Origin of the sequence: Nostoc sp. (assembly GCF_035638895.1) — a bacterium.
GTDB lineage: Bacteria > Cyanobacteriota > Cyanobacteriia > Cyanobacteriales > Nostocaceae > Nostoc.
Genome location: NZ_DASQZC010000242.1, coordinates 1 through 11,848 on the forward strand (window position 1 = coordinate 1; position 11,848 = coordinate 11,848).

Below are 11,848 nucleotides of genomic sequence, written 5' to 3' on the forward strand. Positions count from 1 at the left end.
TTTGAGGAAGGCGCTGAGCAAGTCGCAGTTCAGTTAAGGTTCGGTCTTCCTCTGGGGTCAGAATGATGCGTAAAGGGGCAGGCATAACAAGCTAACTTAGCAGTTTTTCTATCTTATAATTAATTCCACCCACCTACTTAACATCAACTCTATCAGTAAATCAAGACCAGTTGGGCATTGCAGACAGCGATTTGTGTGTAATAAAGCTTGTACAATTGTCAAGGCGGTTTTTCCTGCCAGAATACTTCTGAGGCGTAAAATTTATCGACAGCAAAATTTTTCTACTTTGTATTTTTCCATCCTGCACTTGTGGCAAAAATGCCCCAAGTTAGGCGCTTCTATCTTGCAATAGATAACTTTTACCCTTATGACTGGAGAGCAAAATCTTGGGAATAGAACTACGCAGTTTCGTATTTCTCGACAGCCTGCAACCTCAACATGCAGCATATATGGGAACAGTAGCTCAAGGCTTCTTACCATTACCAGGGGATACATCACTGTGGATTGAAATCTCTCCTGGTATCGAAATTAATAAGATTACGGATGTAGCCCTGAAATCTGCCTCTGTCCGTCCCGGAGTGCAGGTAGTTGAAAGACTGTACGGACTATTGGAAGTTCATTCTAGCTCCCAAGGCGAAACGCGAGCTGCTGGTCAAGCCATTTTGGCCTTACTGGGAGTCCGAAGAGAAGAATGTCTCAAACCGCGTGTTGTTTCTAGCCAAATTATCCGCAACATCGATGCTTACCAAACACAACTTATTAATCGCACACGACGGGGCCAGCTATTACTAGCAGGGCAAACGCTGTATGTATTAGAAGTGGAACCTGCTGCTTACGCCGCACTGGCTGCAAATGAAGCTGAGAAAGCGGCATCGATTAACATCCTTGAGGTTCAAGCTGTCGGCAGCTTTGGACGGCTTTACTTAGGTGGAAAAGAGCAAGATATTCTCGCAGGTGCGGCGGGAGCATTAACGGCAATAGAAAGTGTAGCAGGTCGGGCAAATCCTCTGGGTGGGCGTCAGGAGTAAAGGAGAGAAAATGGCAAATCGAGAGCATCTAGCTTTACTCAAAGCAGGTGCAGTTACATGGATTGAGTGGAGAGAAAAAAATCCTCAGATTGAACCAGACCTCAGCGCCGCAAACCTGCAAGGGGATAACCTCAGAGGCGCAAATCTCCAGGGGGTAAATTTGAGCAAGGTGGATTTGGGTAATGCTTTACTTGTACGAGCAAACCTCAGTGGTGCCGACTTGAGTAGTGCCAACCTCTACAAAGCCTTGCTTATTGAAGCTAACTTGAGTGATGCTAACTTCACTGTTGCTAATTTGAGTGGTGCTATACTTACGCAGGCAGATTTGAGTCATGCTAATTTTATTGGAGCAGACTTGAGTGAGGCGAATCTTAGAGGCGCTGCGATCGCTCATGCTAATCTAATTGGAACCGACTTAAGAGGCGCTAACTTGAGAGATGCCGATTTAGGTGCAGCGAAGCTAATACGGGCTAATCTCTCTTTTGCTAACCTCATTGAAGCTAACTTGATTGCGGCTGACCTCAGCGAGGCTAGTTTGTATGAGGCAGAAGTATTGGGGGCTTATCTTTATAAAACTGAACTGTACAAAGCTAATCTAAACAAGGCTCACCTCAGTGGTGCTTACCTGTTGCAGGCTAACTTAAGTGAAGCTAACTTAAGTGAAGCTAACTTGAGTTGGACTAACCTTAGAGGCGCGAATTTGGCAGGCGCGAATCTTAGAGGAGCTAACCTTAGAGGAGCCGACATTAGGGGAGCTAACCTCAAGGGCGTAAATCTTCAGGAGGCAATTATGCCTGATGCTTCAAGGCATGATTAATTAGGGACTTCCGACTTCCAAATAAAAAATATACCATCGCTATAGGGGCAGGGGGAGGGAAGTCCAGAAATTGGATAATATCATGTTCGTTTGATTACTTATTAAACTCGAAGAACCCCACCCCGCCAAAGCTACGCTTCGTCTCCCCTCCCCGCTTGCGGGGAGGGGATTAAGGGGAGGGGTGCAATGACTGTGGAAATCATAACTAATTATGCAAACATGATATGATTTATTTTTTAGAGTTCCCTTAACAAAAAAACCAATTTTGAAGTCCCCAAAAGGTGGGGGATTCAGATCCGCGACTCGTACAGAATTTATGCTGAGTTCTAACGACTGACGCCTTTATTCTGTTTCAATAAGTCTAATAATGCGATCGCCTTCACCAATTCTTCTGGATCTACAGGCTTGGAAATATGCTGTTGAAATCCAGCAGCGATCGCTTGCTGATAATCTATTTCACCAGCATAAGCAGTTAAAGCGATCGCTGTAATTGTCCCACCTTGCTCTAGTTGCAAACTCCTTATTTGTCGCATCAGCATGTAACCATCCATTTCTGGCATCCCGATATCGCTTATGAGCAAATTTGGCTGGGATTGACTCAGTGCAGTTAAAGCTTCAATGGCTGAGGCTACAGCAGTCACAGTTGCACCATATTGCTCCAGCATGAAAGGCAAAAACTCTCGCATATCTGCGTCATCATCCACCACGAGAATCTTTAAGCCAGACAAGGGTAAGGACTGATCTTCCACAAGTGAGGAGTTATCTTTTGCATCCTTGATTCCTTTGTTTTCATTCTGTAAGCATGGAATTTTGACAGTGAAAGTTGCTCCTTGTTCTTCGCCCAAGCTTTGGACTTGAACAGTTCCCCCGTGAAGTTCTACAAGATGCCGGACGATCGCTAATCCTAAACCTAAACCGCCAAATTTTCGAGTTGTGGCACTATCTGCTTGACGGAAATAATCAAAGACATAAGGTAAGAACTCAGGCGCAATCCCCTTCCCTGTGTCAGTGACGCAGATTTGTACCTGTGAGCTAATTTGCTCTAATTTAATTTTTACTTGTCCCTCAGTGGGAGTAAACTTAATGGCATTAGAAAGGATATTCCAAAAAACTTGTTGCAATCGATTGGCATCGCCTAAAACAGGCCCTAGACTAGACTCAATAATTGTCTGAATCTCGATGGACTTAGCCTGTGCTGATAAACGCACTGTCTCAATCGCAGCCTCAATGACTGATACCAAATTAATGCGGTAGAAGTTGAGGTTAAGTTTACCTTGAAGGATGCGGGAAACATCAAGCAAATCTTCAATCAATTGGGTTTGTAACTTAGCGTTGCGCTCAATAGTTTCGAGGGCGCGATCGCTTGTTGCTTGATCAAGCTTGCGGGTTCGCATCAGTTTTGTCCAACCCAGAATTGGGTTAAGCGGTGTTCTCAATTCATGGGACAGCACAGCGAGAAATTCATCTTTGATGCGGTTTGCTGATTCAGCAGCGTTTCGTGCCGTTAGTTCGGCTTCGTAAAGATGGGCACGAGCGATCGCTTGGGCGCATTGTTGAGCAACAGCCAAGATAAACGCTTGATCTTCTTCACTCAGTAGTTGAGGCTGGGCAAATCCTAAAGTCATACCGCCAACTGCCCAACCTTCTACCATCAATGGAATAGAAATCCAGGCTTCAAAGTCATATTTGGAGTAAGTTTCAGCTAAATTAGGGTAACGAGCAATCCGATTTTTTGTTGATTCAGCCCAAATAGGTTGCCCAATCCGCACAGCTTCTGTTAAGGGAGAGGGTAAATCAATGGAAAAATGCCGCCAAGTGTCTACCAAATCCTGCTTATAGCCAACCGCACGCACAATTTCTAGTTCAGTTTTACTTTCATTCACCAAGGCGACAAGAGCAGAATTAGCTCCCAAAGCAGCCATACTCTGCTCTACAATGACTTCAGATACTTGGGTTGGTGTCAAAGATTCTGAAAGAGCAGCCGTGATGGATTGAAGACGAGCAATGCGCTCTAATGCTTGCTCTGCTGTTTTTTGTGCTTGCTGCGCTTCTTGGTAAAGGCGAGCATTATCAATGGCGATCGCAGCTCGATGGGCAACATCTTCTGCTAGTGACAAGTCAGCCGTGCTGTAACGACGTTCTGATTCAGCAGTCACAAAGGAAATTGCCCCAAAAATCCTTTCGCGTGCCATCAAGGGCAATATTATACATGACTTTAAACCAAGTTTACGCAGAATCCGCAGATGTTCTGGATCTTGGATAGCTTCTGCTAGAGCTGCATCTGAAATTTCAGCTACCATTTCTGCAAGTCCAGTACGCAGCACTTTAGGCACACCTTCAGGTGCATCTAACTTTCTAGGATAACGCTGATAAAGTTCCCAACCAAGTTTCACTTTCTCTGGATCTCGGTGAGCAACTGCTACCCGATTAATTGATTGGTTATCTTGCAGCAAATCAACGCCGCACCAATCGGCAAAGTAAGGCACAGCCAGCTTTGCCACACTTGCTAATGTGCTTTCGTAATCGAGGGAAGAAGCAAGGGTTGCACTGACTTGAGCCAAGAATGTTGCCCGTTGCTGATCGGCTTCTGCTTCCTGTCGCGCGGTTTGCTCTTGAATCAGTTGGATACGTTCAGCTTCAGATTGTTTGCGATCTGTGATATCAAGCACAACACCACTCATGTGTGTGGCTTTACCTGCTTCGTTGAAAAAGACTTTTCCTCGGCAGGCTAGGTAGCGAATACTGCTATCATCTCGAATAATTCGATATTCTAAATCATGCTCTACACCTTCGTTAATTGCTCGACTCAACGATTGAGCTACCAATTCCCGATCATCTGGATGCAGACGAGCTAAAATTGCTTCAGAAGTGCCAACAAAGGTTTCAGGTGTTAAGCCAAATAATTGATAAATTTGCTCATCCCAGGTAAACTGATCGTTGACAATATCCCAACTCCAAACACCGATCTGGGCAGATTTCAACGCCAGATTGAGTTTTTCTTGACTATTTTCTAGACCTTGATAAAGACGAGCATTTTCTAGAGAAATAGCAATTTGAACTGTCAATATTTCTAGTACCGAAAGTTTATCCTGTGTAAAGGCGCTGGAAATAAGATTATTTTCTAAATATAAAATACCAATTAATTTTGACTGAAGCGCGATCGGTAAACAAAGTACAGATTTAGGTTGCTTTCGGATTATATACTCGTCTTCTGAAAACAGATTTTGCTCAGTGGCATTCTGCAAAATTACTGTTTCTTGAGTTCGTTGAACATAATTTAGCATTGATTGCGGAATAACCTGTGAAATTTCACCCTCTAATACAGGTCGATAAACATTGAGCTTTTCTGCTTGGGGATTAAATTTAGCTTCTACTTCGATCACCAAGTTTTGTTCGGATTCAAGCAATAAATAACCAATTTCTGCTCCTGCTTGCTCAATAACAATCTGCATTAATGTCTTCAATAACCGCGAAAACACAATTTCGCTAGATATGGTTTGAGACGCTTTAACAACCGATAAAAAATCTAGGTGTTCACCTGTGCTGAAAAACGTTCCGTTAGAGATAAGCTGTTGTTGTGGCAATAGCTGAGGATAAGATTCTTCGAGGTGTTTAACTTTAGCAGATGCCTCCCAACGTACATAAGCATTTTTAGATTCTTGCAAGTAGGTTTTGGCAATTAATTCAAACTCCCGTTCTAAATAAAACTTAGCACATAGCTCATTAGCCAAAGCTTCATATTGTACAAATCCCTGGTCACGGGCTGAAGCAATTGATTGCTCATACAAACGCATTGCTTCTAAGTCTCGATTTTCAATTCGAGCTATTTCAGCAGCTACTAGTTGAGACTTATGTAAGAAGTTTGCAGGGCAGTGGTTAGCCCAGTATTGCAATTGCTGCTGATGGGATTTTAAGCTTTCTAAAAACTGTTTTTGCTCCTGATAAGATACTGTTGGATAAAGAGATGTAAGAGTCAGTGAGTAATATAAGATGTAATCTGTTTCAATTGGTAATGCCAGTGTTTTAACTGGCAAATTAGACAATTTTAAGGCATAATTAAACGCTTCTGGATATTTACCATACGTAAAAAAGATAATTAATTTAATAATATTATAAAAAATAATTCCACTGACAAAACCTGCATCTGTAATAATAGATAGAGCGGATAATTCATCAAATTCATCATTACTTAGAGTCAGGTTTTGGTGAGTCAGTCCGCGCAGATTCATCAGTAGCATCTGCTGTAGTTTGATTGTCTGATAGACAGTCTCGTGTTTAGACTGGTGGGCGAATGCAGTATATTTTTCTAGAGATTTGTATGTTTCTGCAAGTGGAAAACCTAACTGGATAATTTGCCACGAGCCTTGATAACCATTGTAGTTCGCCATCGTCACATCACCCGCTTCCACACAGCCGATAAATCCCCTTTCTAAAAATGGAATATCGGTAGCAATATGGTTACGCCAAACGTTAATATGACTTCCATGAATGTGCAGAACAACTCCTCTAAGTTTCAAGTCATGCAACTTTTCATTTAATTGAATTGTCATCTCAGAAAAGGCGTACCCTGTAGGTATATCATGGAAGATGGAAACTAACAACATCGCATACATGCTGTAAGCAAAACAGGAATCTTCTGTATTACCAAACTTGAGTGAGTAGTTAACTGCTTTAAGTACGACTAAGGGAAAGAGATCAGGTCTACCTAGATAAGTAGGTGGGCCCAAAGTCGTCAACAGACTAATAACTGTTTTAATATTTGGATCTTGGATTACTATAGCATTAATTATATCAGAGACTTGTCTATTACCTAGATTGGTTAATACCTGGTTTTTTTCAATTGCGATCGCAGCCTGCACTTCCTCATTTGTATCAGGGAATGTCACTTCAAAAAGTTTTAAAGCTTCTAATCCCAATGTCAGCGCCTCTTCATACCTCCCCGCAACTTGATAGAGTCTGATTTGCAGCGTATAAACATTAGATTTATCCACATAAGATGCTGCTTTACTAAATAACAATTCAAATAATTCTTCTGCTTGTCCTAAATTCCCTGTTAAGAATTCACATTCAGCTAGTTCTCTGAATAAAGTAAATGTTTGTTCATATTGTTCAATCCAGGCATTTTCAGCTAAAAGATTCATGGCAACGCTAAAAAAATTTTTAGCAGGAGTGTAGGCTGTAGAGGCTTTTGCCTTCTTAGCAGCAATTAAATTCAACCGTAGTAATTCATCTTTTTCTGTTTGCTCAATAATTATATCTACAGCGAAATTGAGTTGATTGACTAAATCAAATATTTGCTCGTTCACTTGTTCAAAACTAGCATTTTTCAGCAAAATCCGTCCAATTTTTAGATGAACTGCCGACTTTGCATCAACAATTAAGGAGTATGCAGCTTGTTGAACTCGGTCATGATAGAAACGATAGTTTTTCTGGGCAGTTTCATCTGACTCTATGGGGATAATTAATCCTCTTAAAATTGCATCAACAAGTGCATTCGCTGTTTCTTCAATAGATTGTTCACCAACGAGCGCTAAAATTTGTAAATCAAAACGATTACCAATACAGGAGGCTAACTTAAGTACTTGTTGAGTTGCGGCTGGCAGTTTTTGTATCCGTCCAATCATCAAACTGACAATATTATCTGTAATACCTTGGGCTTCAATCTGAGTTAAATTCCATTGCCACCCCCCTTTACTTCCCACGCCACTTCTCTCAACGGGGGGAACCCCCGCACGAGAGTGGCTCCCCTTAGTAAGGGGAGCCAGTGCGTTGGGCGGCTCTGCCGACTTGTTCGCTCTTAGCGTTCCCGTAGGGTAGCATCTGGCGTGGGATTGAGGGGGGTCAAAAATCAGTAGATTTTCTTGATGCAGTGTTTTCAGAAACTCATTGACAAAAAAAGGATTACCGTCAGTTTTTTGGATAATCAATTGAGCAAGAGGTTCTCCTCGTTCGACAGAACTATGCAAGGTATCAGCAATCAACTGATTGACATAAACAAGATTCAAGGGCATAAGGAGAATTTCAGTTATTCTTGCTCCATACTGGCGAACCTTGTCCATCATTAAAGTAAAGGGATGCACAACATCTACTTCATTATCTCGAAAAGCTAAAATGAAGCAGAGATATTGGATACTAGACCCAGTAATGACGGTTTGAATTAAATTTAAAGTAGCGCTGTCTGCCCACTGCATATCATCTAAAAAAACAGTGAGCGGATGCTCTTTTTGAGCAAAGACGCTGATAAAATTCTGAAACACTAAATTGAATCGGTTTTGAGATTCGGCAGGCCCCAACTCTGGTATAGGAGGCTGTTCTCCAACGATTAATTCAACTTCTGGAATTACATCTGTGATTAGTCTACCATTGTTCCCTAATGCTGCTTGTATTCGCTTTTTCCAAGTGGCAAGTTGAGCCTCGACCTGCGTTAAAATTTGTCTAACAAGTGTTTGAAAAGCTTGAACAATAGTGGAATAAGGAATATCTCGTTTATACTGATCAAATTTTCCAGAGATAAAAACTCCGCGTTCTCGCACAATAGGCTTGTGAATCTCTTTTACTAAAGAAGATTTACCAACCCCAGCATAGCCAGAAACTAAAACGAGTTCTGGTTTACCTTGGTTAACAACTCGCTCAAATGCTTCTAAAAGCTTGGCAATCTCTGGTTCTCGCCCATATAATTTTTGAGGAATTTGAAACCGCTCTGAGATATCTTGCTCACCCAAAACAAAAGATTGGATGTCTTTGGTTGTCTCCAATTGGTTTAAGCACCGTTCCAGATCAAATTGCAAACCTAAAGCGCTCTGATACCTCTGTTCTGCAACCTTCGACAGCAATTTGATAATGATATCGCAGAGGATTTGGGGAATATCAGCATTTAGCTTTTTCGGGGATGGCGGAGATTTTGCAATATGACAATGCACCCACTCTAAGGGATCTTTGCCTTTAAATGGTAGCTGACCTGTCACCATCTCATAAAAGGTGACTCCCAGAGAATACAAATCGCTGCGATGGTCAATTCCTCGATTCATTCGCCCGGTTTGCTCAGGTGACAAATATGGTAGACTGCCTTCAATTCGGCTGGAACTGCTAACTATTTGCTGCTGGTATGGAATGAAGGTAGCAATTCCAAAATCGGCAATTTTAACCTGATTAGTTTCGAGGTTTATTAAGATATTTTGCGGCTTAATATCCTTGTGGACAATGTGATGAGCGTGAATTTGTGCAAGTTTGCTAGTGATTTCTATAGCAATCTTCAGAAACGGCACAGGCTGTTGAAATTGGTCTAGCAACTGATCGAGCGATCGCGCCTCAAAATCCTCCATAATTAAATAAGGGATTCCCTGGTGCATCTCTAAGGCGTAAGCTTTGACTGCTGCTGCGATATTTAACCTTTGTGCGATCGCATACTCATGTTTGATCTGTTCAATATTATTGGGTGTACACTGTTCTGGACGTAGCCCTTTGATAATTACCGGACAATTATCTTTAACCCTAATTCCACGGTATATGACTGCTTTTACCCCTGCTTTTAACAAAGTGACAATTTTAAATCCGGGTAATGCAATCATGATACCAAATACTCCAGGCGTGCTTCTTCAAATATAGTTCGAGCTTAATTGTATTTTAGATACATTTCCTTGGGCAGATGAAATTTAGATGATATTAAGTTTAGATAATTTACGTTCCGCTAACTCCCAAACGAAAAATAAGCTAAAATTCAAGCAGAGTAAGCATTTCCCGCTCATAAACTCCCCATGCTTGATAACCTGCAAACCCAAATTTACCAACTAGAACAATTTGCCAACAGCCTCGTTTCTAACCAATTGACGCATCTTAGCGTGGTGAGCATTGGTATCATATTTGCGGCTGGCTTGCTTACCAGTCTTACACCCTGTATGCTTTCTATGCTGCCAATTACCATTGGTTACATTGGCGGTTATGAAGCTAAAAGTCGCTTGCAAGCAGCTGCCCAATCAACTTGGTTTGCTTTAGGATTAGCAACTACATTGGCGGGGATGGGTATTATAGCAGCTTTTGTTGGAAAAGTCTACGGTCAAGTAGGAATTGGTTTGCCGATTATCGTCAGCATTATCGCCATTCTCATGGGGCTGAACTTATTAGAAGCGCTACCTCTACAATTTCCATCCTTGGGCGAAACGAATTGGATTTCGCAAGATTTACCAGCCGGATTGCGTTCTTATTTACTAGGGCTGACTTTCGGCTTAGTCGCATCCCCTTGTAGCACGCCTGTTTTAGCTAGTTTGTTGGGTTGGATTGCCAATACACAAGACTTAATTTTAGGGGCTGTTTTGCTACTTTCTTACACAGCCGGTTATGTAGCACCATTGATTTTGGCAGGTACTTTTACAGCTTCAATTAAAAAGTTACTAGAATTGCGTCGCTGGTCTGGTTGGATTAACCCAGTTAGCGGAGCGCTGTTGGTAGGATTCGGTGTATTTTCTTTAATTTCTCGAATTCCCCTTGGCAGTTTTTAATATCAATACCTTTGTTAAATTTTACACATAATGACTTTAGAAGATTCAGCGTCGAAAGAATTAAAATGGTGGGCAGTACCTGGGCAGTTCTTACGGCAAGAGCTTTTGCCTGTACTGACTAACTTAAGATTAGCGATCGCACTACTGCTATTGATTGCAATCTTTAGCTCTACTGGTACTGTAATTGAGCAAGGTCAATCACCCGCATTTTACCAAGCCAACTATCCAGAACATCCAGCTTTATTTGGTTTCTTAACTTGGAAGGTAATTCAGGTAGTTGGGTTAGACCACGTATATCGTACTTGGTGGTTTTTAGCATTACTCATTTTATTTGGCACTAGCTTAACTGCTTGTTCATTTACCCGACAATTACCAGCCTTAAAAGCTGCCCAGCGCTGGAAATATTACGAAGAACCACGGCAATTTCAAAAGTTAGCTTTAAGTGCAGAACTAGATACTGGTTCCTTAGATTCTCTCAGCCAAATATTACAGAAACGTCGCTATAAAATTTTTCCAGATCAAGAAAAAGAAAATCTCCTTTACGCCCGCAAGGGAATAGTCGGACGCATCGGCCCAATTATCGTTCATATTGGTATCGTCGCTATTCTGATCGGGGGAATTTGGGGGGCGATGACTGGGTTTTTGGCTCAAGAAATGGTTGCTAGTGGCGATACATTTCAAGTGACAAATATTGTCGATGCTGGCCCTTTAGCAGCACCAATCCCGAAAGATTGGTCTGTGCGCGTCAATCGTTTTTGGATTGACTACACACCATCTGGTGGCATCGATCAATTTTATTCGGATATGTCTGTCTTGAATAAGCAGGGGGAAGAAATTGACCACAAAAAGATTTTTGTCAACGAGCCTCTACGCTATCATGGCATCACTTTCTATCAAACTGATTGGGGAATTGCGGGTGTTCGCGTCCAATTTAACAACAGCCCGGTTTTTCAGCTACCAATGGCGCAATTGAACACCAACGGCCAAGGGCGCATTTGGGGAACGTGGGTTCCTACGAAACCGGATTTGAGCGAGGGTGTCTCTTTGCTAGCCAAAGACTTGCAAGGGATGGTATTAATTTATGATCCCACTGGCAAACTCGTTGATACTGTCCGCGCTGGGATGTCCACTCAAGTAAATGGCGTGAAGCTGAAAATTTTGGATGTCATTGGTAGCACTGGGTTACAAATTAAAGCTGATCCAGGTATACCAATTGTTTACTCAGGGTTTGGTTTACTAATGCTGGGTGTGGTGATGAGTTACTTTTCTCATTCACAAATATGGGCATTGCAAAAAGGCGATCGCTTGTACGTTGGTGGCAAAACTAATCGCGCCCAAGTTGCTTTTGAACAAGAGGTTTTGGAGATTTTAGATCGGCTGACTTCACAGCCAAAAGGTGAGGAGAAAAAAGCGGCAATTGAAGTTTAAACGCATAGGCGCTTCGCCTTCCCCTAGGGTAGGGTAGGGGCGCATTCGCATTAGCGAAGCGGTAGCGACGTTAGGAGCGT

Annotated in this window: 5 protein-coding genes; 4 read left to right on the forward strand and 1 reads right to left on the reverse strand. The window is 42.1% G+C overall.

Translation table 11 applies throughout. The features are described 5' to 3' along the window. The first annotated feature begins 386 nt into the window (after positions 1 to 386). Complete coding sequence (locus VE944_RS11440; RefSeq protein WP_324976783.1) at positions 387 to 1,028, forward strand: beta-carboxysome protein CcmP; 642 nt, start codon at positions 387 to 389, stop codon at positions 1,026 to 1,028. A gap of 10 nt (positions 1,029 to 1,038) precedes the next feature. Continuing rightward, the gene (locus tag VE944_RS11445; protein WP_324976786.1) at positions 1,039 to 1,845 is read left to right on the forward strand and encodes a pentapeptide repeat-containing protein; all 807 of its coding nucleotides are present in this window, start codon (positions 1,039 to 1,041) and stop codon (positions 1,843 to 1,845) included. A gap of 326 nt (positions 1,846 to 2,171) precedes the next feature. Here VE944_RS11445 and VE944_RS11450 read toward each other — a convergent pair whose 3' ends face one another. Continuing rightward, positions 2,172 to 9,413, reverse strand: coding sequence for an AAA family ATPase (locus VE944_RS11450; protein WP_324976789.1), 7,242 nt, complete (start codon positions 9,411 to 9,413; stop codon positions 2,172 to 2,174). A gap of 186 nt (positions 9,414 to 9,599) precedes the next feature. Here VE944_RS11450 and VE944_RS11455 point away from each other — a divergent pair, with 186 nt between their 5' ends. Beyond that, entirely contained in the window at positions 9,600 to 10,340 is a 741-nt protein-coding gene (locus VE944_RS11455; protein ID WP_324976792.1) for a cytochrome c biogenesis protein CcdA, read from the forward strand. Positions 10,341 to 10,370: 30 nt separating this feature from the next. Further along, positions 10,371 to 11,768, forward strand: a complete 1,398-nt coding sequence (locus tag VE944_RS11460; RefSeq protein ID WP_324976795.1) for a cytochrome c biogenesis protein — start codon at positions 10,371 to 10,373, stop codon at positions 11,766 to 11,768. Positions 11,769 to 11,848 lie beyond the last annotated feature (80 nt).